This is a genomic window from Duganella sp. GW821-FHT01E12, assembly GCF_059422325.1.
The window spans coordinates 539,423-563,179 of sequence record NZ_JBWKWR010000003.1 but is presented as its reverse complement, the minus strand read 5'-3'; the positions used below and the strand labels follow the sequence as shown (position 1 = coordinate 563,179).

Genomic DNA, 23,757 nt, shown 5'->3' with positions numbered 1-23,757 from the left:
CGTCAATCCAACGGTCGGTGCAATGCAGACATTGAGGAAAAAGCACAGTTGCGCGGAGTTGGCCCGGGTTGTTATGGACAGAGTGGCAGCATCGAACAGCCGCAGCGGCCAAAGTCCCAGCCGCCGGCGGCGTTCTTCTTGAAATAGGCCAGCGCCGCGCGGTGCCGTTGCACGCCGTGCGGCGGAATAGCGCCAGGGACGCCGGCCACCTGCGGCCAGTCGACATCGCGGCTGGCCACCCGCGCCGGCACCAGCCAGTAGTCGCCGGTGCGATAGTAGCCACCGACCTGGAACTGCACCTCGACGCCGCGCTCCAGCGCAAGCCAGACCGAGGTGTTGTGTTCCTCGACCACCAGCACGCCGGCCGTATTCACGCCGTCATGCTGGTCCCAGCGCTTGAGCAGCGTGCAATGCGCGTAATCTACGGTGGTTTTCTGCTGCAGCTGGATGGTCACGGTTAGCCGCGTGCGGTCTATCTCCGAAATCTGGCCCAGCGGCGGCGCCACCGGCGTGAATTCGAAGGCGTCGCCGCTCAGCTCGACCCATTGGCCTTCGCACAGGCCGGTGCGGTGGTCGTGGCCCAGGCTTTCCAGCCCGACCGAGACGGTGTTGCTCTGCGCGTCCAGCTTGGGCGTGCCGCGGATGGCAAACACCACCGAGGCGTTTTCCCGCGACCATTTGATGGTGGCGTGGCCGTCCGCCAGGCCGCCGTCGTGCACTTCGATGCGGTACAGCTGGTTCTCGCGGCTGCGGAAGGCGGCGTCGGCCGACAGCGAGCAGGGATCGTCCTCGCCGGCGTCGTGGACGGCGCGGGCACGCATCAGGGGCCGCGCGGCGTCGAGCGCGTCGAGCAGGTCGGCGCCGATGGCGCAGTCGGCGGCGGCGCCGGGAAAGTCCGTCAGCGTCCGGGTAAATGCGTCCTCGGTTGCCTGTACCTGGTCGATGGCGTGCTGGATGGGCGGCTGGTCGGCCGGCTTGGCGACGGCCAGTCGCAGACGGAGCGCGGCCAGCACCAGCGCCAGGTGCGCATCGACCCAGGGCTGGCTGGCGATGCGCACCTGCCAGACGATTTGCGCGCGCGAGGCGGTGTCGATGCCGCCCAGCGCGACTTCGCGCAGGCGGGGAAATTGCAGGGCATTGACGTGGCGTTCCCAGCATTCCAGGTAGGCGAGGCCGCCCGCGGCCGGCGGTTCGCGCTCGGCGTCCGGGAAGTAGGGCCAGGGCTGGGTGGAATAGCTGCACACGCCGAAGTTTTCGCACAGGATGCCGTCGACGTAGAAGTGGCCGCCGCTGATGGTGAAATCTGCCGTGCCGTGCGGATCGGCGGCCAGCGTGAAGCTGTCGCCGGCGCGCCAGTGGCGACCGATCAGGTCGACGATCAGCGAGCGCAGGAAGTGATGCTGGATCGCGCTCTGCTCGTTGAAATCGGCTTCCAGCAGGACACGGCCTTGCTGCAGCAGCACGCGGCTGAAGCGGGCGGCGGAATCGAAGGTGACGCGGGCGAAATCTCCATTCATGGCTGGGCCTCTTGGGTCGATGCGGATGGATAGTGGGCATACAAGGTGGCGGCGTCGAAGGTGCAGGGCACGTATTCGGCCAGCCGGGCGTTGAGCAGCGCCAGGCGCTGCGGCTCGAACAAGTCGTGATAGACGCCCATCTCGGCCCCATCGTGCGCGCCGGCGGCGATTTCGGTGGCGGTCGACGGATGCAGGCGCGCGTACAGCTCGCTGCCGTAGTGCAGCGATTCGAAGTGCGGACGCACCCGCAGCACGGCTTCGGCGGAGGCGATGGCTTTGCGCGCCGCGCGCTGGGCCGGCGTCAGCGAGGTGTCGGCATCGACCTTGGCCTGAGCGGCGGCGACGGCGTCTTCCGGCTGGCAGCGGTGGCGGCGCGGGGTGCGCGAGCCGGGCGGCACATAGCAGTAGCGCACGCAGCCGGTCTGCTTGCGCGCGACTTCGACCTTGCCGACGAACAGGCTGTCGTCGGCGCGCGCTATCGCGTGTATCGCCAGTTGGCCGATGATGGTGCTGCGTTCGATGGTCAGCAAGGCCAGCGCTGTCTCGCCCTGGGCGCCGGCGATGGCCGGTTGGCCGGCGTCGGTGGCGTCGACCACGCTGTCGCTGACGACGACGGATGCGGCTTCGTCGGCGCCGCCCACCTGCACCGGGCCGACGATGCTGTGATCGATACGCAGGCAGGCGCCGCTGCCGTCGAGCACGATGCTGGGCTGGCCGGGATGGGTGGGGCGGCAGTCGCACGACAGGCCCCAGCCGGGCACCAGGGTGCTGTGGCGTATCCACACCTGGCACAGGTCGCCGGAGTCGCCGCTGCCGTTGCCCTCGCCGTCGTCGGGCAGGCGCGGTGAAATATCGATGCCGTGGCCGGCCACCAGCAGGCCGTCCAGCGCCAGGCGGCTGCCCGCCGCGCCCTGCACCGAGATGCGGTCGGCCGCGCCGTCGCGCTCATCGGTCAACAGCAGGACCGGGCGCGTGCCCTGGGCGGCGACTATCCATACCGACTCTGCCTTGCCCAGCGTGATGTGGATGGCGCCGTGGTAGCTGCCGCTGTCGGCCAGTTCCACCACCAGGGCCGCTTCCGGCCGCGTTTCCGGCGGGCCGGCGCGGCCGGTTTGCCAATCGTCGATGGCCAGGCCGATGGTGCGGAAGGTGCCCGGGTCCGGCTTGCCGTGTTCGGCGGCCCTCACGCGCGCGCGCGTGACCCGCGCGGGCAGGGGCAGCGGCGGACGGTTGTATTCTCCTCCGCCCAGGTCCATCGCGTAGCCGTAGCCGTAGCTGACCAGCACGCCCTTTTGCGGCCGTTGCTTGTGGGGGAACATGATGCGTCCCAGTTGCGGATCGACCGCGACGTGGTTCTTCGGCACGTGATACGACCAGTTGGATAAATCGGCCGGGATGACGGCCGACGCCGGAACCTGGCCCTGGTCGCCTTTCTTCGGCCAGTCGGCGACGGTGATCGAGATGCTGCGTCCCTCCCCGAACAGCGCGGGATCGGCGCTGGCGGAGCTGGCGTCGGCCGCCGGCTGGTCTTCGAGCTCGCCGCGCAGTATGGGCAGCGGCAAGTGGCCGGGCGGTTCCGGTTTGCGGTACAGCGCGACGTCATTGCCCAGGATGGAAAAGGCGTAGCAGTGCTGGCCGGCCTCGCGCTCACAGCTGGCGTAGGTCTGCGTGACGCTGTAGCGGCGTTGACGGAATGCGAACAGGCCAACGCTGCCTGGGTTGTACCAGCCTGGCGATTGCGCGTTGCCGATGCGGCGTACGTCGGCGGTTCTGCACAGCGTATCGAAGAGGGAGCCTGTGTGTTGCAGCTGTGCGGCGTTGTGCAGGTCGGCGGTGGCCGGCCGCTCCGGATGGAGATGGTCCAGATGCTGGGCTTGCACCAGGCGGCGGTAGAATTCCACCGCCACCGCAGGCCAGCCCGCCACGTCGCGCGCCAGTTCTTCCAGCACCAGCAGGGTGCCTTTCCTGCGTTCGAAGGCGATGCTGTTGGCAACCTCGCGGCGCGGCGTCAGGAAGGCGTTGGCGGCGGTGCCTGGCTGGTAGCCCAGCAGTTCGGCGATGTAGGGCACCACCCACGGCTCGCAGGTCTCGATGAAGCAGTTGTCGTACATGCGCAGCAGGTCGCGGTCTATTATCTGCGCCTGCGTGCCGATGATGGCCATCAGCTGCTGCAAGGCGCCGCCGCTTTGCGCGTCGCGCTGGCGGATGTAGGCCGGCAGCAGCTGGAACAGGGCGTCCGGGGAGTTCAGCATGATTTGCCCTCAGTCGTGACCAGGTTGAACACCAGGGTGCCGGGGACGTCGGGCACCAGTATGGCCAGTTGCGCCGGCAGGAAGCGCGGCAGCTGGCCGTCGCGCTGGGCGATCTGGTCCTGGCGCGACTGGGGCGCGTCGGCTGCCGCCATGGCCGGCGCGCAAGCCACCAGGTCCGGCACGGCGCCGCCGCTGGCCTGGTCCGTCAGCAGCTTCACCGCTGCCGCCAGCGCCTCCTTGTCGCGCAGGGCCAGCTCGGAGATGCCGCCGAAGACGTCGACGTCCACCCAGGCCACGCCCGGTACCGACTGCATCGCCGCCACCGCCGCCGACAGGTAGACCGAGCGGCCCAGTTGCGCGCGTTCGAACGAGAACACGTCGAGCAGCCTGGCGCGCAGCGTGGGTTCGACCACGTTCCAGTCGGCGTCCGCGTCGATCGCAACCTTGGCCTGCAACACCAGTGCGATCAGCTCGCGCACGCCGAGCTGCACCAGCAGGGCGGGATCGCCGTAGGTGTGGAAGGCCAGGTACAGGCTTTCCAGCAGCGTTCCCTTGGGATCGAGCGGAATGTCGCCGACGCCGGCCAGCGTGACATAGACCACGCTGGCGCCGCCGTCGGCCAGCTTGGCGGCCTGTGCGTGGCCGATGGCGGCGAAGCGTTGGGCGAAGTAGGCGTGATCCTGCACCGACACCAGGCGCGAGCGGGGCGACAGCGCCAGCACCGCCTGCGGCAGGTTGCGGCGGATCTGCTCGATGCCGTCGCGGTCGGCGCCGCCGGCGGCGCGCAGCGGGTTGATCACGCCTTGCACGCCCAGCGGGCGGGTGGACAGCAGCGTGATCTGGCCCGGCTGGACGTTGCCGGCGCGGCCGATGCCGACCCGGAATTGTGCGCGCAGGTTGTCCTGTCCGGTAGGCAGGCGCGCGCCGTGCACGCCGTCGCCGAAGACGACGGTGGCGGCGCCGCCGGCGTCGGTGGACAGCTCGTAGGCGCGTTGTTCGGGGCCGGCGTCGAGCAGGGAGTCGGCCTCGCTCCAGCGCACGTCGTTGACGCGGACGATCTGCGTTCCGCGCACGCCGCTGGCCGTGGGGGCGGCCACGTAGGTGAGCGGCGCGCGCTTGAGCGCGTAGGCGGCCAGGCGCGCCCGCGCGTCGCCGGAGCCCATGACCTCGGACACGGTCTCGCCGTGCGAGGCCGGCGCCACGTTGCCGTACACGACGACGCTGGCGCGCCGGTAGGTGAAGGCCAGCTTGCTCCGCAGGTAGATCACGGTGTGGCGGCTGTCGGCCGGGGAGGCCGGATCGGCCACCTGCTTGACGGCGTCGATCATGGCCAGCTCGCCGTCGCGGATGCCGGGCAGCGCGGCGCCGTTCGCCGTGATGTCGGTGCGCTCGCCGGCCACGATGATCCACCGGCCCACGTCCAGGCCGTCGTACAGGCCGTTGAGGACCACGCTGTCGCCGCCGACATCGTCGGCAATCGGCTCTGAGGCCAGGGCCACCGGTTCGCTCTGGACGGCGTACACGGTGTTGCGCAGGTAGCCGAGCGAGGTCGCCAGATCGCCGAGATTTTCTTCGACGTCGTGCAGCACGTCGAGCATTTTTCCCGTCACGGGATCGACCAGCTCCAGCCGTGTGACTTTACTGTTGAGGCTGTAGTCGCCGCGGTTGGCGGTGCCGGCGCCGATCACGCGGGCGTAGCGCACCGTGTGGCTGCTGGCGTTCTGCACGCGCGGCGTCTGGATCAGCGCGTGGCTGCCCGGGTGCACCGCGTCGTTGACGCCGTCCAGGAAGGCGTAGCGGCGGTCGATTTGCGCCGTGGTCCAATCGACGTCATTGGAGCCGCGGACGATGGAAGCGAGCAGCGGCGCATTGGCGCCGTAGGGACTGTGCACGGAGCGGAGCAGGTACAGGTCCGGCGCGATGTCTGGCGTGGCGGCGTTGCCGGGCAGCTGGCTCCAGGCCGCGTACAGGTGCGCGCCCAGTCCGGGCGTGAGCGATTGCAACAGCGCGCCGCGCATGGCGCCGCTGGCCTCCAGCCCGGCCGACGCCTGGCGGTCGAGGTAGCGGGAAGCGCGCAGCTGCGCCTCGGGCGCAGTACCCAGCGCGGGCAGGCTGGCGTCGATGTCGGCGGCCTCGATGTGGATCGGCGTGCTGTGCGTCGGCGCCAGCAGCTCGGCGAGGATCTCGGCTGCCGGATCGTCGCCGGCGGCCTCGGGGGACTGCTCGCTGATGCTGGAAAACGCATCGACCGCGCTGGCGCCGAGCAGGTAGGACACCAGCATTTCAAGCAGCTCCACCATCGTCGGGTCGGCATGGTCGCCGTCATGCTCGACTTTTTTCGCCAGCTCGTCGGTCAACGCCAGTATCTTGCGGGCGATATCGGGTGTCAGGCCGGGGCGGGGCTTCAATGTCAGCACCACGGTGCCGCTCAGTACATCGTTGCGGGCGCCGGCGATTTCACGGCCCACCTGTTCTCCCTGCCGGTCGCCGAACCGGAACAGCAGGCGCTCGCCGGGCCGTACCAGCAGGCCGGCGTCGTTGAGCCGGAATTCGAGGCGGGTCAGCGCGTCCACACGGTTGACCGAGGGCACGCGGGTCAGGCGCGGCGTCATCGTGCTCCACTCGGCGCGCGCCTGCACGGCTTCGTCGGTTTCGAAGGTCTGCATCTGTTCGCCGGGCTGGGGCACGGTCTGTGTCTTGGCGCCGGCCGGGATTTCCACCGGCGCGGCGTTGGCGTCCAGCAGAAACGCCAGATGCACGGTGGCGGCCACGCCGGGACGCGGCTTGAAGCCGACCTGCGCCGCCAGTTCGCGCAGGGAGCGCTCGCTGCGCGCGGTGCGCAAATAGGTTTCGTTGGTGAGGCGCTCGCGGTAGAAGGTCAGCACGTCGGCGGCGACGGCCCAGGCGTCCAGCAGCGCGATGGCGGGGTCTGTCAGGTCGCGCGTGCCCAGGTCGCGCAGCGCCGGCGCGTCGGCGGAGCTGAGGCGGCGCAGCGCGTCGGCGAAAAAGTCGCCATGGTTGCCGATGCGCGCGCGCAGCAGGTCGCGGCCGGCGCGGTTGGCGGGCGGCGCCAGCGTGGCAGGGATGCCGCAGGCGGCGGCGCAATCGCAGTCGCATCCGGCGCTTGCGCAGGGATCGCAGTGTTGGTCGCAACTCATCGTCCACCTCTCATATGCAACACCAGCGCGCCGCGCTCGGGGAAATCGGGATTGCCGTCCAGCTGGGCGATTTCGTCGGCCGCGATGGGCAACAGGCCGTCCGCCAGGGTGCGCTGCGCGTCGGCCGGCGCGGCGTCGGCGCGGGCGAATTTCAGCAGCGTGACGTGGGCCACACCGTCGGTCTGCTGTGCCAATGCCACCAGCACCGAGGCCCGCACGTCCTGGCCGAATTGCAGGCGGTCCTCGTGGAACAGCCCAAGCTTGCCGTCCGTCAGCCGGCGATTCGACAGCGCATCGGACAGCGCCCGCTGCACCTCGGCGCGCACGTAGCCTGGCGCGACGCAGATCGCCATTTCGATCTGCAGCGGCACGCGGCGGGCGGGCAGCAGGCGCAGGTCGTGGCCGATGCGCCTGACGGCCTGCAGGCGTTCCAGCGTCTGCGCCTCCAGCAACGGGTCGTCGTCGGCCGAGGCGTAGCGGTCGAGGGCGACGTCGGCTTCGTACCAGCTGCCGGTCCACACCAGTTCCGCGTACGCACCCTGGATGCGCACATCGTTGGCGGCGATTTCGGCGTAGTCGGCGGCGGCGACGGCGCGCTCCAGCACGCGGCCGTAGGCGCGCGGCGCGTATTGCTTGACGTCGGCCACCGGCTCGGGTTCGCGGCCGCCGCAGGCCGCCATCGGGTTGCGCGGATGAAGCTCGATGCCGGACAGCAGTCCATTGCGCACGGCGACCCAGACGATGGTGTCGTGGCCGACATTGCCGGCGGCGCCGTTGCCGATCCGGTAGCGCGCCCGGAAGCGGCTGCCGGCTGACGGCACCAGACCGTCGTCGCCGGTGCCGAAGCGCAAGTGGGCGTAGCCTTCGTCGTCGACTTCGGCGACGAACACCCGGTCGTCGCGCTCGCTGGCGAGCAGGTCGGGCACGGGGCTCCAGCTGTAACGGTCTTCCCACACGATCTGGCTGGACTCGGGGGAAGCGGCCCAGCCCTGGTCCAGCCGCAGTTGCGGCAAGGCCAGGCGCGGGTCCTGTTTCAGCATGGCGCTGGCTGGCGCCGATCCGGCCGGCAGCGCGCCGGCCCAAGTCAGGCCGTCACGCGCCAGCGTCGGCGTGAAAGGCGCGGGCGTGCTCTCGAGGTCGGCCGCCGTTCCGTCGCAGGCGCAGCAGCCTTGGGTGCTTTGTTCGCCGACGACCCAGCTGTCGTCGATGCGCACGATGTCGATGCCGTGGTCGACCAGTACCACGTTGCCGCGCACGACCGCGCATTCGACCCAGCGGCAATCGGGAGCGGCCGTGCGCGCCGACAGGCACAGGGTCCACGGCAGCGCATCGCTGCGGTCCCATTCGATATCGAGCAACAGCGTGCCGTCCAGCGGGTCGTGCAGCTCGGTGACGCCGGTCAGGCGCACGGCGTGGCGGCGCGCGGGATCGGCGTCGGCGCCCGAACCGGTGACGCCGCTGCGGATTTCCTCGAAGATCAAAACGTCGCCGCGGGCCAGGTGCAGCTTGCGGTACAGCTCCACGTGGGGCGCTGCCAGGTCCGAGTCGCGCAGCGTGGCGTTGGTGGCGCCGGCCGGCAGGCAGCAGCCCTGGTTGTGCCAGGTGTAGAAGTGGATCTCGTTGTGGGCGGTGTTCAGGCGCAGCTTGCCGTCCCGGCCCAGGTCCATCGCCTGGTACAGCGTGGCCTGGTCGACGCGCTGCAGCTCCTGCCACGATTGCAGTCCCGGCACCACCACCTGCTGCCGGGGCGGCGGCGCGGCGAACACCAGGTCGGCCAAGGCCAGCGTGATGTCGGCCGAGGTGTCGATGGTGAGCCAGGCGCGCGCGTTGCAGCCTTCGTGCATGCGGTAGTCGAGCAGGCGCGCGTGGCGCCGCACCGAGATGCGCCGGCGCGCGGTGCCCAGATAGGCTTCGGTGGCCACCGCGTCCAGCGTGTAGCTGAATTTGTCGGCGACGTAGGCCAGCACTTCCACCACGGTCACGCCCAGGTCGGGCAGATGGCGCTCGTTCCAGTCCGGCATGACAGAGCTCATGCGGTCCAGCAGCAGGCGGCGGAAGCCGTTGAAATCGCGCACCAGGTAGTCGATGGCCGGCGCCGGGGCGGCCGCCGGCGCGGCGCACGGTGGCGTCAGGCAATCGAGGTCGGACGGGCAATCGATGCGGAACCAGAACGCGGCGCAGGCGTAGCGCGGATCTATGCCGTCCGGGACTTTACGCAGGCGCGGCACCTGCGCCGGCAATGGATCGTCGCTGCAATGGCTGGTGCGCCGTTCCGGCTCGACCAGGCACAGGCAGTAGCGGGAGAAGTCGCCGCTGCGGTCCACGCTGACGCGCAGGCAGACATCGCCGTCCTCATGCTCTTCGAATTCGGCGGCGGTCACCTGGATGCCGGTGATGCGCTCGCCGCCTTCGATGAGGACGTTTTCGCGCCCCAGGCCCGCGGGCAGCTGCCCGAAGAAGCGCACGCAAAGGGTGAGTCGATCCGGGTAGACTTCGACGTAATCGATGCCGCCCAGGTGGCCGCCGGACTTCAGCTCGGCGCGGCGGCGGTCGTCGCTGCACTGCGCGCCGGATTGCGATGTGCAGGGTAGGCTGTTCATGTCAGGCTCCGGCTGAAGTTTTCGGTGACGATTTCGCCCGTGGGGCGCAACATATACCGGACGGTGACGCGCAGCGTGGCTTCGTCGCTCAGCACCTCCACGCCGCGCAACTCGATCAGATCGCCCAGCCATTGAGTGAGCGCCGCCTGCACGGTCAGTTGCAGGGTCGCCGCCAGTTCCACGCTGTTGGGCGCGAAGATCGATTGCAGCAGGCCGCTGCCGAATTCCGGACGCATCACCCGCTCGCCCGGATTGGTGAACAACAGCATTTCCATCATGTCGCGCACATGGTCGGCGTCGGTGGCGGACAGGCTGCGGCCGTCGGCGCCGATCTGGTAGGGGAAGGCGATGTTCATGGTGGTCTCCGCTCAGATGGCCTTGACCCGCGCCTGGCCCGGCGCCAGGATCAGCGGGGTGGCGTTGGGCGCGCAGGTCGAGGTGGCCGGCACGATGGCCACCGGCAGGCCCATCGACTTGACGCGCGCCGCGCCCATGGTCAGCTTGCCGGTGACGCAAGGCGGCGCACCGGACGAGGCGGCGGGAAAGCCGCAGCCGGTGATGGTGTAGGTGTGCGCCAGCGTGACCACGGCCATGCCCATTACGCTCAGGCGGCTGGTCGGCGGCAGCGGCGTGGCCGGGCCGGCGTGGGTGCAGGTGACGACGGCGTTCACGGTGAGCAGTGGTCCGGGCATGGTCAGGTCACGTAGAGCGCTGCGGTGAGTGGATTGCCGTCCGGTGTGCCGTTGATCTGCACGCCGGGGGCGCCGAAGATGCGCACGCCGGTGGGCTCGACGGCGATGAACGAGGCGCCGCTCTTGAGCAGCACGCCGCCCTGCGGCAGCAGCGGCGGCAAGGGCGTGTCGCTGATCACCAGCGCGTGCTTGAGCAGCGATTCGATGGTCAGGATAGGCACGCCGGGCGCGCCGGTGGCCTGGGTCTTGGGCGTGAACGCGGTCGAACCCCACCAGAAGCCGGTCCAGATCGGGTAGTCCGGATGGCCGTGCAGGAATTCGACCCAGACGTTGGCGCCGACCGGCGGCACCACGTACATGCCCAGCGACAGCCCGCCGTATGGCAGGCAGGGCAGCGCCCAGGAGGACACGTTCGGTCCCCACACGTCCTCGACCGCGACCATCAGGCGGCCGCGCAGTTCGGGGTCGAGCGGCACGCGCACCACGCCGCGGTACTTGCCCCAGTAGCGCTTGGCGCCGCCGACGCTGTCCGGTGGGCCGTCGCCGCCGTCGTCGTCGGCGTTGAACTGGTCGGTGAAGCCCAGGTCCTTCATGGTGGGATGGTCGGCCATCTGTTGGTTCCTTCGGTCGGTTGTGCTAGCCCAGCAAGGGCAGGGTGGTGCCGCGCGTGTCGAGGCCGGGAATGGACAGCGGCACGAAGGCGTTGCGCGACAGGTTGAAGTTTTGCTTGAATTCGCCTGGCTTGATCTGGCTGGTCACGCTGCGCACGAAATACAGGCCGTCGTGCGGCAGGCCGGCGCCGCGCACCTCGACCAGGCGGCGCGGCTTGAGCACGCGGCCGTAGCGCACCACGTTGAGCGCGCCCGAACCGCTGATCACCTCGGCCGAGCGGGCCGCGTGCGCCAGTCCGACCATGATGGCCTGCGCCGGGTTGTAGTGGGCCACGCCGCTCAGCGGCTCCACCCGCAGCGGGATCGGCGCGCGCCGGCCCAGCGGCGGCGACAGCGGATTGACGTCCGGGATGGGAATCGGGATGGGCACCGGCAATTCCTCCGGGCGGATCAGCAGCAGGTGCAGCGTCTTGGCAAAGCCGTCGAAGCTGAAGGTGAGGCCGTCGACGTTGCTGGCGGCGTCGCTGTTGGCGATCAGCGCGGCCTGCGGCTTGCCGGTCTTGATCTCCGGCCCCCAGTAGGCGATGGACTGGCCCGGCTGCGGTCCCGGCTCGATGTAGAACACGTAGCCGACGCTCTTGGCCACGTGGTTCAGGTATTGCAGGTCGGTGCCGATGTGGCTGGGGATGCGCGAGGTCGGGATCGGGATGTCGATGTTCACGCTGGGGACGATCAGCGGGATCATGCCCAGCGGGATGTATTTGGCCAGGATCAGCGCGACACGGCCCTCGATCGGCATGGCGGGGTACTTGATCAGCCAGCTCAGATCGACGGTGTCGAGCATGCGCGACAGATCCTCGCCGGTGACGTTCAGGCGCGACTGGCCGGCGTCGTTGGAGACCGCCACTTCATGGCGGGTGATGACGCCGTCCATCAACACCTGCGGCACGCCGTTGATGGTGGCGTACAGCACTATGCGGCGCGGCGGATCGAAGAAGCCGTCCTCGAAGCGGCGCCGTATCGGCGAGCCTTTGCCGAAGGCAAAGCTGAGCGAGAAGCCGCTGCGCCCTTCGGTCACCTGGGTGACCTGGGCCGACAGCAGGCTCTGGGCCACGTCCAGCGGCACCAGCTCCGGATTGATCATGCCGGCCATCAGCGAGAACTGTATTCCCCGTAACATGCATCCTCCTGTCAGCGGCGCGGCGCCGGCGTGCCTTCGGCAAAGGTGATCAGCAGGCGCCGGCCGAGGCGCTGCGTGAGCTCGTCGGGCTGCAGCGCGCGGTTGGCGTCAGCGATGCGCCACCACAGCGTGGGCTCGCCGAACTGCACGGCGGCGATGTTGTCGAGCCGGTCCTGGTCGTTGACGGCGACCACGCCGGCGGCCGACAGCCTTTCCGGTCCCGGCACGAAGCGGCGGTCGACGTAGGTGTGCTCGACGCCGTCGTCGTCGGTCCAGGTGAGCAGCGGCAGCCCGCGGTAGCGGCTCAGTTCGTCGAACACTTCGGTGCGCAGGTCTTGCAGCGACGGCACCATGGTGCGCGGATCTATCATCACAGCCCCTTCACGCCGAGTTGATCGAGCGAGCCGGCCACCGCCCGCAGGGCCAGCGCTTCCTTGTTTTTCAGATAGCTCATGTACAGCGCCGCCCCCGGATGGTCGATGCCGAAATCGTTGACGGACAGCACGCGCAACGCCAGCGTGACGCGCGCGCGGGTGGGGTTCAGGCTGATGTCGAAGGCTTCCTCGGTGACGGAAAACTCGCTCACCCGCACCGGCACCACGCGCTGTGCGCTCCACACGAACAGCGCCAGCGGCGATTCCATCGGCGCGATCTCGATGGCGCCCTGGGTCATCATGGCGTCCGACGCGTCGACCTGGGCGCTGGTGGGCGTGACCAGCGCCTCCAGCGCGGCCAGTTGCGGGAAGATGCCGACCTCGACGGCGGTCTGGTTCGAGTCGGGGAACTCCAGCTGGTCGGTGGCGTCGATCTCCGCTTCCAGGCGGAAGGTTTCCACCGGCGGGCCCTTGAAGCGCAGCGGTTCGGTGCGGTCGCCGGTGTCGCCGGTGACCGATTGCACCTGCAGGGTGCGGCTCAGGTGGTCCGGCGTGTATTGCAGCACGATCACGCGGCCCGCGTGGCGGGTCAGCGGATTGATCATGACGATGCCGCATTTGAGCGTGTACGGGGTGCGCGGATAGGTGCTCATAGGAAGCCCTTGAAGGTGGCGCCGACGTTCTTGGGCAGGATGAAGGGACGCTTGCCGGGCGGCGCGATGTCCCAGCGGGCGTCGTTGCTGCCCTCCAGCTTGAAGGTGACGGCCTTGCGGGTGACGTTCTTGCCGTGTTCCTTGCTGGTTTCATTGGCGACGTTGCGTTCCTTGATGATGAATTTCAGCTTGAAGGTGTAGATGCCCTTGTCCTCGGCAAAGAAGGCCAGCGTCATCATCACGGACTCGCCGACGGTGGCCTTGTGCACGTCGAAGTTGCCGAAGTTGACGAACCAGAAGTCGCGGGCGGTGTTGGTTTCGTCGGTCGAGACGCGGTATTGGGTGACCTCGCCGCCCTTGCCGCCGGGCTGGCCCGTGCCTTTGCCGCCCGCGCCCTCGGTGCTTTTGCCGGACGTGCCGGGCTTGCCTTCGCCCTTGCCCTCGGCCTCGCTTTTGCCGCCGCCCTGGTCCGTGCCTTGCTGCTTGGGAGGAGTCTTGGGCTTTTTCGCCAGCGCCGCCAGCACGCTCTTGCGCAGCTCTTCCGGCGTGACCTTGGCCGGCTTCCAGTTGAGCGTTTTCAGGTAGGCGATGTCTTCCTCGCTGATGCCCTGGGTGGCGGTGAGCATTTTCTGTATCCAGGTGGAGGCCGGCACCGTGTACTGGCCGTCGGGAGAACTGTCGGCGATGGCGCGCAGCAGCGCTTGCTGCGCGGGGCTGGATTTGTCGATCAATTCGCGGATGAGGCGTGCCTGCTCCAGCGCGGCGTCCAGCTGGTCGTGGGTGATGGGCTTGCCTTTGAGGCCGAAGACCGCCATCTCCTTTTCGGTCAACAAATCGGAGCCCTTGGGCTGCGTGCCCTGGCCGCTGGCTCCGCCGGGCTGGCCGGTGGCGGTTCCCCCCTTGACGTCGCCCGGCTTGCCGCCGGTCTGGCCCGGGCCTTGGCCGCCGCCGGGGCCGCCGGCCTTGGGAGCGTTGCCCGGCCCGTCAGCCTTGGTGCCCGTGCCGCTGCCGGAACCGCTGCCGGTGCCCGCGCCGGACTTGTCGCCGGTCGCGCTGGTGCCGCCGGGCGCGCCGCTGGTGCCGGGCGCGCCGCTTGCCGTGCCGCTGCTGCCGCTCGCGGCTTTGCCTTCGGCCGAGCCACTGTCGGCGGGCGGCGTGGCCTGCTTGCCGCCGGCGGTTCCGCTGGCGTCCTCCACCTTGCCCGTGCCGGCCGTGCCGGTCGCGGTGATGTCGCTGTCCTTCACCGAGCCGGCGCCGGCCACGCCGGCAGCCTTGACGTCGGTGCCGGTGGAGGTGCCGGCGCCGGCCGCGCCGGCCGCTTTCGAGGTCGTATCGTTGCTGTAGCCGGCCCCGGCAGTGCCGGCGCCGGTGCTGGTGGTGTCGACCGAGGCGCCGGCGCCCACCGTGCCCACCGACTGCCCCGAACTGCTGACCGCGGCACCCGCCGATGCATTGCCGGCGCCGATGGAGCTTGACGCGATACTGACGCCGACCCCGGCATTCCCGGCGCCGAGGCCGGACGAATAGACCGACACGCCGATGCCGGCGCTGTATATGCTGGTGCTGGTGCTGCCGATCGAGATCCCGAAGCCCTTGTTGGTGGTCTTGGTGGCCTTGTCCTCTCCCTCTTTCGCGTCGCCGACGCAGCGGCATTTCCTCCTGAGCTCGTTGCTGAACGGTGGCGTGCAGAGATACATGTACAAGCCGTTGGCGGACGGCAGGACGCCCAGCCACTGCCGGCAGGTGATGGCCAGCGGATCGAGGAAGGGCAGCGGTGGCGGCGGCGCCAGCTTCATGCGGGTGATGGTCAGACCGGGATTGACGCCCAGATAGCGTTCTTTGAGGAAGTGCTCGTACAGCTGAAGCTTGGCTTCGCCCTCGATGAGACCTTCCGAGTTGAACGGTTTGATTTCGCCGAGGGCGAAACCGGTGGGCGTGGCCATGATCAGATCCGGCACCAGCTTCTTGAACACGCCCTTGGCCTTCTTCAGCGCCTTGCTCAGGCCCTTGAGTTTCTTGGGATCGAGCGCCAGGAAGGGCGCCTTTTTCTTCGGCTGGATGACGAAATTGGGCAGCAGGAAGCGGTACATGGCCTGCATCGCGGTCTGGATCTGGGCATGGGCATCGGTGCCGACCTGCCGCACATTGCCCCGGTAGCAAATGCCGCAACCGCCGGCCGCGTCGCCGTACGTCAGGGGCGCCTTGGCCACCCCGGTGGCCGACTGCCTGACCGGCACGTTCACCTTCCAGCCAAAGGACAGCGCCTCGGCCGCGGCATCGGCCTCGTCCTCGTCGGCCGCGTCATCGTGCATCGTGACGGCGCCGTCGGGAGAGCGCTGCAGCGGCCCCCTGGTGCCCCCTTGCTGGACCACGTGGGTCAATTCGTGCGCCAGCAGCATCTGGCCTTGCGGATCGTCGGGCTGGTAGCGGCCGCCGGCGAAGGCGACGTGGTTGCCGACCGTGTAGGCCGATGCGTGGATCGCGCTGGCGGAGGCGTTGGCCTCGCGGTCGGCGTGTATGCGCACGTGCGAAAAGTCGCGGCCGAAGCGCGATTCCATCAGGCCCTTGGTGGACGTGTCGAGGCGCTGGCCGGGGCTGTCCAGCACGCGGCCGACGCTGGATGGCATGCCGCCGGGCGCGGCCGCGTTGCTCGACGCGCGCGCCAGCTTGCCCGACGCATTGCAGCGTTCGCAGCTGCCGCCCTTGTCGGCGCACGAGCATTTGCGTTGCAGCAGCGCCGGCTGGGCGGGGCTGGCGGCGCTGCGGGATGCTTGCTGGGTGGCGAACATCAGCGACTCCTCGCTGCGCCGGGTGCGCCGCCGGGCGACAGAGCTGCGCCCAGCGACTGCCCCAGCGCCTGGCCGAGCGGCGCGGCGCTGCTTGGCAGCTCGATCCGCAGATGGTGCGTCGGCGATAGCCGCTGCATGCCGGCGGCGGCCGTCCCGGTCCAGCCGGCGCGCAAGGCGCTGGCCAGCTGCGCCTGCAGCACGCGTTCCAGTTGCAGGCGTTCGGCCGGGGACAGCGCCAGGCCGTGCAGCGTCACGCCGTCGATCACGCAGCGGATCTTCATGCCGGCACCTCCGCTGGCGCTTGGGCCGGGATGGCCGCGTGCGCCGGCGTCCAGGCAAATTCGCTCTCGGCCACGGGACGGCCGATCTTCAGCAATTCCCAGCGGATGGCGTCGAGGATGTGCGGCATGCCGATATTCGCGTGGGCGGCGGCCGCGTTGTGGGCCGCCGCCAGCGCCGCGTTGAAGATGGCGCCGCCGGTCAGCGCGAAGCGGGCCAGGCGGTCCAGGTCCAGTTGCGTGCTGTCGAGCCGGCTGCGGTCGGGGAATACCTTGGACCAGATCTCCTTGCGCTCGGCAACGCCGGGGAAGGGGAAGCCGATGATGAACCGCAGCCGCCGCACGAAGGCATGGTCGAGCGCGTGCTTCATATTGGTGGCCAGCAGCGTCACGCCGGGGAATTGCTCCATGCGCGTCAGCAGGTAGTTGATGTCGATGTTGGCGTAGCGGTCGTGGCTGTCCTTGACCTCGCTGCGCTTGCCGAACACCGCGTCGGCCTCGTCGAACAGCAGCACGGCGCCGCCGCCTTCGGCCGCGTCGAACACCCGGCGCAGGTTTTTCGAGGTCTCGCCGATGTACTTGCTGACCACCGCCGACAGGTCGACCCGGAACAGCGCCAGCGACAGCGCCTGCGCCACGGCCTCGGCGGCCATGGTCTTGCCGGTGCCGCTTTCGCCGTGCAGCAGGGCCGCCATGCCGACGCCGCGATTGGCGCGGGCGGCGAAACCGTAGTCGTTCAGCACCGCGAGACGCTGGCCGGCGTGGTCGACCAGCCGTTGCAGTTGCTGTTTTTCGTGGGGCGGCAACGCCACGTCGCCGAGGGTGGCGCGCACGGCGATCCGTTGCGCCAAGCCGTCCAGCGCACCGGCCGTGTGCTCGACACAGGCGTTCCAGGCGGCGCGCACGGGATGCTCCTGGCCGGCAGCCGGGACCACGCCCGCCGCCAGAGCGGCGACGCGCGAGGCAGACAGTTGGAATTCGTTGGCCAGCTTGGTCAGCGCCGCGTCGTCCGGGATGGCGATGCCGCGCGCCATCAACGCCTGATGCCATAAGGCGACTCGTTCGGACGCCAGCGGAGCTTCGACCGGGATGACGGCGGCGCTGTCCCAGGCGGCGTCGGCAAAGCGGGTGTCGACAAACACGGTGCCGGGCAGGCGTTGCAGAAGCCGCGTGGGGAGAGTGTGGGGCGCGGCGCCGTCGTCGTGGGCCGGGTGGCTGTCGGCGCCTTCGATCAGCAGCGTCAGCGGCAGCAACCTGGATTCCCGCTGCCAAAGGTGCAGGAAGCGCTCCAGGTCCTGCGGCTGGACCGGCAGGGCGGATACCGGCAACGCCATCAGTTCGCGGCCCGCCGCTGCCGCCGCGGTGGCCAGCACGTCGCGCTTGGAGCCGGCGTCCGTTCCAAGCAGTTGAACGATGCCGGCGCCGCCCCCCGGCGCCAGCCAGTACGACAGCTGCTGCGCCGCCTGTTGCTGATGCGGCGGCAGCTGGGCAGGCGCGGCGACTGGCGCCACCAGCGCTTCAATGCGCTCGTCCAGATAGTTGAGACCCTTGATGTAGGCGGCGATCCGTTCGTCGATGCGCAGTGGCGCCGCCAGCAGGGAGTCGGCGCCGGCCTGGTGGACTTCCAGCAGTTGCAGGGCGCGCAGCGGACGCTCGGGGGCCATCGCGTCCCAGCCGGCGCTGTGGAACAGGCTCATGCCGAGCGCGAAGGTGGGGGCGCGCTGGTAGGGATCGCCCTGGGCGGACGCGATCAAGGCCGGCATGTCCGGGTCCAGTTCCGGGGCGGCGGCCAGCAGCAGCATGTCGCGTTCGAAGTCATTCAGACCCATGCCGGCGGCCAGCGCGACCAGCGCGGGTTGGGGCTGTGCGGCGGCGGCGGCGTCGAAGGCCGCGCGCGCTTCGCCGACGTTGCCGGCCGCCTCCGCCGGGGCGGGCGCGGCGGCGGTGGGCAGCTCCCGCCGGGCTTGCGGTTGCCGCTGCCACGGCCAGCGAGGCTCCTGCTGCACCGCGACCGGCTTCTGCGCCAATGGCGGCAAGCCGGGCGCCAGGCGTTGGCCTTCTGCCACCAGGCAGGCCCGCAGCCATGCCAGGCCGGCCTGGATGTAGGCCTGGTTGTTGCGGGCGAAATCGGCGTCGACGGCTGGCATGGCGCTACCCCGGTACAGTGATGGCTTGCTGTGGATCGAAGCTGGGCGGCTGCGCGCCGAGGTCGCGCACCAGGATGCTGTCGACACCGTCCACGCGCAGCGCCACCGGCAACGGAGTTTCCGAAGGCGCGAGGCCGGTGAGCGTGACGGCAAGCTGGCCGGACTTGGCACCCACCGGCGCCGGCCTGAACGGCTGGCCGCCGACGAAGATATCGATCCGCTGGCCGGGCCAGATTTGCGGGAACAGCTGCAGTGTCAAGTCGAACGGCGCGGGCGGCGCGCTCAATGCGGGCGGCGCCGCCAGCCGTGGCGCCAGGCTGAAACCGATTTCGTTGGTGCGGCGGGTCGGCTTGCCCGCGCTTTCGATGCGCAACGCAAGCGTGTACTGTCCGGCCGGCCAATCGCTGTCGGCGCTGCCGCTGCCGGACGCGGGCAGCGCGACCAGCGCCTTCCGGGATGTGGAGCCGGCCGCCAGCGGCAGTTCCAGCGGTATCGGCAGCAGTGCGTGGTTGAATTCGGCGGTCACGGTGTCGCCGCCCAGTTGCGCGCCCGTCAACGCGAGGGTGTCGCCCAGTTCGGCGCTGAGGTGCAGGCCGTCGGCGCTCTCGACGGAGATCGCCGTCAGCAGGGGTATGCTGGAGGGCGGCACTTGCAGGTCGGGCTGGCTGTGCACGCCACGGTCGTCGGGGCCACGCTGCAGCACGGGCAGCGGTGAACGCACCGGGCGATTGTGCTGGATCAGGACGGTCGAGACCTGGTACACGACGGTCGGGCGGTAGCGCGCCTGCATCGCGGTCCACAAGCGCGACAGTTCCTCTGCGCTCAGGTAGTTCGGGGTGATCTTGACCAATTCCAGTTGATCGGCCAGATCGATGGCGGTGCGGCCGTCGGTGTCCGGCGGTATCAGGTTGACGTTGATCGGACTGTTCGGGCTGAGCGAGCGCCGGATGGCGGCGCGCGGCAGCACCGGCATGTCGTTCAGGATTTCCATCGCGTAGCCAAGCAGGATTTCCGCGTTGAGATCGCCGCTGCCGTAGGCGGTGAGCATGTAATGCAGATTGAGCGCCAGCGGGGCGTTGCTGAACCGCTCGCCGCCCGGCCCCTGCGACGGCAGGCCGACGTTGCGCCAACCCTGGTTCGGTGTGATCTGGTACAGGAACAAATTGAGGCGGTTCTCCTCGATTTCGCCGACCGGAATGCGGTCAGGCGGCAAGGCGGTCACGAGCAGAGAGCCGACTTGCGCCAGGTCGTTATCGATCAGACCGTTGTTGAGGATGTCCTTGAGGATGGCGGTCACGGCCGCCAGTGCCAGCGGGCTGCTCATGAGCGTGCTCCCCGCGCGCGGCGCGCCAGATAGGCGTTCAGCGCATCGCCGCCACGTTGCGCCGGGGCCGGCACCGCCGGTGGCGCCGGCGCTGCGCCGGCCGGAGCGCGCACGTCGATACGGCCGATATGGATATCGATCGTGATCTCGGGAGCGGCCTCGACCGATGGTCGGGCCGCAAGCGGGGCGTTGATCGGCGGGGCGCCACGTAAAGCGGGCTGCGCAGCCTTGGCGGCCGCTGGCTGCGCCGGGCCAGCGAACGGCGCGTCCGCCTTGCGCAGCGACGCGCTGCCAGCCTGCGGCGAAGGCTGGCGCGGCGTTGCTTGCTCGGAGCCATGATCGGCCAGCCTGGCCTTCATCGGCACGGTGGCGCTTGCAGTGGGCGGTGCTAACCCAAGCCGCTGGCCGGCAAGCGCCGATGGCGCCAGCCGGGCGGGATGGGCCGGAAGAGGTGGCTCGGATGCACGCGATCGGGGCATCGTAGGGCTGCGGACGTCCTTGTCCATTGGCGCAGGTTCGTGCTCCGGCGAAGGAAGCTCGCGTTCGCCCGCCGATCGTGGCGAGGCAAGGTGACGCTGTTCTTGTCGCAGCGCCGGCCGTTCGTGCTTCGGTGAAACGGATACTGGCACATCGGACCTGATGTGCACGGGCGCAGGCGCGGCGGCAACCCGCGGCGCTGGCGGATCGGTCATCGCCGGCATGGCAAGGCCAGCGGCGCTGTCGGCGGACACCGTCGTGGCGGAGGCGTCCGCCGGACTGGCCGGTAATCCGGCGGCGTGGGGCAGTTGTGGGCCGGCATCTGCGGTGGCGAACCGCATGGCCTCGAAAGGATAGGGCAGCCGTGGCCTGAGCGTGCCCTCGGACGCCAAGGCTGACCGGCTGTGTAGGGCGACGCGATCCAGCCAACCGGAGGGCGCCACGCCGCCAGCGGTTTCGGCCGTGGCGGGCGCGTGCACGCCGCCCTGTGCCGTGTCGGCCGCGCCACCCTTGCTGTGTTCGCCGCTTTGCATCATGTCTCCAGCCATTCGAGATAATGATTGCGCCGGGTGGCCGACATCGCCAGGATGTCGCTCTCGCGCCAGCCGAAAGCCTGCGCCAGCCGGCCAACTTCGCTCAGGACGCGGCGGGCGCACGCGCCGATCTCGGCCCACAACACGTCGATAACGTACAGATCGGCGCTCCAACCGTGCCCGCACGCCGGGCAGGTCATCGCAAACGCGATGTGGGCCAGCGGATCCGCTTGCTCGATGGCCCGCTCGATGGCCGTCAGCGTCGCCCCGTCCAGCTCGTCATGCGGCACTGCCATGCCGTCGCGTTCGGCGCCGTCGATGGTGCGCGCCGGCAAGCGGCCCGGCGTCGGCGCCTCCGCCTCCAGCAACAAGTCGTGCGTGCTGGGCAGGTGGAAGTGCAGCTCGCAACCGCCGTGGTGGAGGCGGTGCGCGGTGGGCGGCATCTCGTTCGTGTTCAGCAAGGCATCCATGGGCATATCGATTTCCACCACTTCGTCGCAGGCGGGGCAATCGGCCAGGCACACCAGGGCGTAGCCAAACAGCCGCTGGCGCAACGCGATCAATTGCCGGTTGATGTAGCCCAGCGGCCAGGATGCGACATCGTCGCGCTCGGGGTACGCGGCGGACAACAGCAACAAGGCCCGGCGCGCCGGCGACAGCGGCTGCCCCGCGTCCCAGATGTCCAGCAGCTCGGCCGTGCCTGGCGTGCGCATGGGCGCCTCGTCAGCCTGGTGGCTCCGTGAAGGTCGGCTCGGAAGGTTCCGGCACCTCGTAATCCCGCTCCCAGCCCTCGTTTTCCAGCTTCAGGTGCTGGATCAGCACGGCATTGGCGTTGGCGTCGAGATCCGAGGCGGCCAGGAATTCCGACACCCAGCAGCGATAGACCTTGTAGCGGATCGCCAGTTGCCCGGCCTCGTTGTAGACTTCGATCACCAGGTCTTTGCGGAAGTCCTTGAGCGATACTTCCTTGCCCAGGCCGGAGCCGTAGTTCCAGACCTTGTTGGCCCATTGTTCGAAGTCCTTGTCGTGCGTGACGCCGCGTTCGACCGTGATGGCGTCGAATTCGGTGCGCCCTGGCGATTTGCGGCTGGAACTGGGATCGCCGCCTTCGCGGTGCCGCACCACCTCGGTTGTGCGCTTGAGTCCGCTGATCTTGCTGACACCGGCGACAAAATCGGTCCCCCACTTGATGCGGAACTTGAAGTTCTGGTAGGGATCGAAGCGCAGCGGATTGACGGTAAATTGAGCCATGATCGCCCCCTCAGGTTTCGATTTGTCCGGCGATCTGCTGCAGCCGGATCACCACGAATTCCGCCGGTTTCAACGGCGCGAAGCCGACATTGACGTTGACGATGCCGAGATTGATGTCGTTCTGGGTGGTGGTGGACGCATCGCAGCGCACAAAATACGCGTCGCGTGCCGATGCGCCCTGGAACGCGCCCTGGCGGAACAAATTGTGCATGAAGGCGCCGACGTTGAGGCGGATCTGCCCCCACAAAGGCTCGTCGTTCGGCTCGAAGACCACCCATTTCAGCGCGCGGTACAGCGATTCCTCGATGAACAGGGCGGTGCGGCGCACGGCGATGTATTTGTACTCGTCGCCGAAGGCGTCCGCGCCGCGCATGGTGCGCGCGCCCCACACCACGCGGCCGAAGACCGGGAAGGTGCGCAGGCAGTTCAGCCCCTGGGGATTGAGCAGGCCGTTTTCTTCGTCGGTCATCGGCACCGACATCGAACTGACGCCCAGCATGGATGCGTCCAGCCCGGCCGGCGATTTCCACACGCCGCGCTGGCTGTCGATGCGGGCAAAGATGCCGGCGATGATGCCGCTCGGGCCGAACGTTTCGATCTGGTCGCCGCGCAAGGGATTGGGCATGTTCACGCGCGGGAAGAACACCGCGGCATTGCTGCTGGGCGCGGCATATTTGTTCGGGAAGCCGGTCTGCGCCAGATCGACCGTGGTCCATTCCGACGGCGAATCGAGCAGCAACATGGCGCGCCGCTTCTCGCAATACCCGGTGGCGACCGCCACCACGCTGTCGTCGATATTGCTGCTGGCGTTGTAGGGCGGGATGCACAGCATGTTGAACAGGCCGCTGCGGGTGAACAGTTGCTCCAGCGCGAACAGGCCGGTCTTTTGCGTCTGGCCATTGGGCTTGATGAAATCGGCTGAAGTCAGCGCGGCGCCGTCGTCGACGCTGTCCAGGGCGGCCTTCAGGGCGGCATCGTAGGCTGCCTTGGCTGCCTTCACCGCTGCGGACGAGGGGTCGGGATCGGCGGCGCGCGCCGCTTCCCAGGCCAGGAAGGCGGTGCCCACCGGGTCGCCTTTGACGTTGGCGAAATTCGGCAGCGCCGGCGGCACGCCGTTCAGGTCGGCGCCGGCCCAGACAATCAGCGAGGAGGCGTCCATGAGTATCCGGTCGACGCGGCGCGCGGTGTTCTTGACGGTCAGGTTCAGATAGGTCTCGGTGGTGCCGCCCGGCGCCGCGCTGGCCACCGTCAGATTGAACAGGTCGGCGACGGTGACGCCCAGCTGGGTGGCGGTGGCAACGGCTGCCGGCCCGCTGGCGGCGGACACCATCAGGCGCAGATAGCCGCCCCATTTGCCCGGGCTGGCGGCGCAGAAGCGCAAGGTGCCGGCTTCCAGCACGCGCGCTTCGGATGGCAGGTTCGCGATCAGGTCGCGGGCGGCCTGCGCCGCCGCGGCCACCGCGTTGGCGTCGGCCCCGTCTGCCAGGCCCGCGAATGCGGCGTTGGCCTGCTGTGCGGCGGCTTTTTGCGCCTGGGTGGCGTTGGCGTCGTCCGTGATGACTTTCAGCGCGGCGGCCGCCTTGTCCCTGGCGTCCTTGCCGTTGGCGCCGGCGGCGCCCGCGTTGGCCACTGCGGCGATGGCGTCGGCCTGCGCCGAATGGAACAGGCGCACGATCACGGCCTGGCTGCCGCCGTTGAGGAAGAAGTCGCGCACCGCGAAACTCATCGTACTGTCCAGCCAGAGCGCGCCGAACTTGCGTTCGAAGTCGGCATAGCTGGTGATGTCGACCGCCGTGTCCACCGGCCCTTTGCGTGCGCGCCCGATGAAGGCGGCGATCGAGGTGGCGACGCCGGTGATGGTACGCACGCCGCTCGGCACTTCCTCGACGTAGACCCCCGGATAACTCAATGCACTAGGCAT

Annotated in this window: 18 protein-coding genes; all 18 read right to left on the bottom strand. The window is 69.3% G+C overall.

Annotation, left to right across the window (positions count from 1 at the left end):
• Positions 1 to 71: 71 nt before the first annotated feature.
• The 18 genes from AC07WS_RS12290 to AC07WS_RS12205 all read right to left on the bottom strand — a co-directional run bounded on the left by AC07WS_RS12290 (position 72) and on the right by AC07WS_RS12205 (position 23,757).
• Complete coding sequence (locus AC07WS_RS12290) at positions 72 to 1,517, bottom strand: DUF6519 domain-containing protein (protein WP_494729344.1); 1,446 nt, start codon at positions 1,515 to 1,517, stop codon at positions 72 to 74.
• Positions 1,514 to 3,769, bottom strand: a complete 2,256-nt coding sequence (locus tag AC07WS_RS12285) for a hypothetical protein (RefSeq protein ID WP_494729343.1) — start codon at positions 3,767 to 3,769, stop codon at positions 1,514 to 1,516. Before AC07WS_RS12285 ends, AC07WS_RS12290 begins: the two co-directional genes overlap by 4 nt.
• On the bottom strand, positions 3,763 to 6,927 hold the full coding sequence (locus AC07WS_RS12280) for a putative baseplate assembly protein (protein ID WP_494729342.1): 3,165 nt from the start codon (positions 6,925 to 6,927) through the stop codon (positions 3,763 to 3,765). The genes AC07WS_RS12285 and AC07WS_RS12280 overlap by 7 nt, the downstream gene beginning before the upstream one ends.
• On the bottom strand, positions 6,924 to 9,527 hold the full coding sequence (locus AC07WS_RS12275) for a baseplate J/gp47 family protein (protein WP_494729341.1): 2,604 nt from the start codon (positions 9,525 to 9,527) through the stop codon (positions 6,924 to 6,926). Before AC07WS_RS12275 ends, AC07WS_RS12280 begins: the two co-directional genes overlap by 4 nt.
• Entirely contained in the window at positions 9,524 to 9,883 is a 360-nt protein-coding gene (locus AC07WS_RS12270) for a GPW/gp25 family protein (protein ID WP_494729340.1), read from the bottom strand. Before AC07WS_RS12270 ends, AC07WS_RS12275 begins: the two co-directional genes overlap by 4 nt.
• A 12-nt stretch (positions 9,884 to 9,895) precedes the next feature.
• The gene (locus tag AC07WS_RS12265) at positions 9,896 to 10,219 is read right to left on the bottom strand and encodes a hypothetical protein (protein ID WP_494729339.1); all 324 of its coding nucleotides are present in this window, start codon (positions 10,217 to 10,219) and stop codon (positions 9,896 to 9,898) included.
• Positions 10,220 to 10,221: 2 nt separating this feature from the next.
• Entirely contained in the window at positions 10,222 to 10,830 is a 609-nt protein-coding gene (locus tag AC07WS_RS12260; protein WP_494729338.1) for a phage baseplate assembly protein V, read from the bottom strand.
• A 25-nt stretch (positions 10,831 to 10,855) separates the two neighbouring features.
• Complete coding sequence (locus tag AC07WS_RS12255; protein WP_494729337.1) at positions 10,856 to 12,010, bottom strand: hypothetical protein; 1,155 nt, start codon at positions 12,008 to 12,010, stop codon at positions 10,856 to 10,858.
• Between the two features lie 11 nt (positions 12,011 to 12,021).
• A complete protein-coding gene (locus AC07WS_RS12250; RefSeq protein WP_494729336.1) occupies positions 12,022 to 12,381 on the bottom strand; it encodes a LysM domain-containing protein in 360 nt (119 codons plus the stop codon).
• Entirely contained in the window at positions 12,381 to 13,037 is a 657-nt protein-coding gene (locus tag AC07WS_RS12245; protein ID WP_494729335.1) for a hypothetical protein, read from the bottom strand. The genes AC07WS_RS12250 and AC07WS_RS12245 overlap by 1 nt, the downstream gene beginning before the upstream one ends.
• The gene (locus tag AC07WS_RS12240; RefSeq protein WP_494729334.1) at positions 13,034 to 15,826 is read right to left on the bottom strand and encodes an eCIS core domain-containing protein; all 2,793 of its coding nucleotides are present in this window, start codon (positions 15,824 to 15,826) and stop codon (positions 13,034 to 13,036) included. The genes AC07WS_RS12245 and AC07WS_RS12240 overlap by 4 nt, the downstream gene beginning before the upstream one ends.
• Positions 15,826 to 16,107: a hypothetical protein gene (locus tag AC07WS_RS12235; RefSeq protein WP_494729333.1), complete on the bottom strand. Its 282-nt coding sequence runs from the start codon at positions 16,105 to 16,107 to the stop codon at positions 15,826 to 15,828. Before AC07WS_RS12235 ends, AC07WS_RS12240 begins: the two co-directional genes overlap by 1 nt.
• On the bottom strand, positions 16,104 to 18,251 hold the full coding sequence (locus AC07WS_RS12230) for an ATP-binding protein (protein WP_494729332.1): 2,148 nt from the start codon (positions 18,249 to 18,251) through the stop codon (positions 16,104 to 16,106). Before AC07WS_RS12230 ends, AC07WS_RS12235 begins: the two co-directional genes overlap by 4 nt.
• Positions 18,252 to 18,255: 4 nt before the next feature.
• The gene (locus AC07WS_RS12225) at positions 18,256 to 19,575 is read right to left on the bottom strand and encodes a Pvc16 family protein (RefSeq protein WP_494729331.1); all 1,320 of its coding nucleotides are present in this window, start codon (positions 19,573 to 19,575) and stop codon (positions 18,256 to 18,258) included.
• Positions 19,572 to 20,054, bottom strand: a complete 483-nt coding sequence (locus tag AC07WS_RS12220) for a hypothetical protein (RefSeq protein WP_494729330.1) — start codon at positions 20,052 to 20,054, stop codon at positions 19,572 to 19,574. Before AC07WS_RS12220 ends, AC07WS_RS12225 begins: the two co-directional genes overlap by 4 nt.
• Before the next feature lie 530 nt (positions 20,055 to 20,584).
• Complete coding sequence (locus AC07WS_RS12215; RefSeq protein ID WP_494729329.1) at positions 20,585 to 21,298, bottom strand: hypothetical protein; 714 nt, start codon at positions 21,296 to 21,298, stop codon at positions 20,585 to 20,587.
• A 10-nt stretch (positions 21,299 to 21,308) separates the two neighbouring features.
• Positions 21,309 to 21,836: a phage tail protein gene (locus AC07WS_RS12210; RefSeq protein WP_494729328.1), complete on the bottom strand. Its 528-nt coding sequence runs from the start codon at positions 21,834 to 21,836 to the stop codon at positions 21,309 to 21,311.
• A 10-nt stretch (positions 21,837 to 21,846) separates the two neighbouring features.
• A complete protein-coding gene (locus tag AC07WS_RS12205) occupies positions 21,847 to 23,757 on the bottom strand; it encodes a phage tail sheath family protein (protein WP_494729327.1) in 1,911 nt (636 codons plus the stop codon).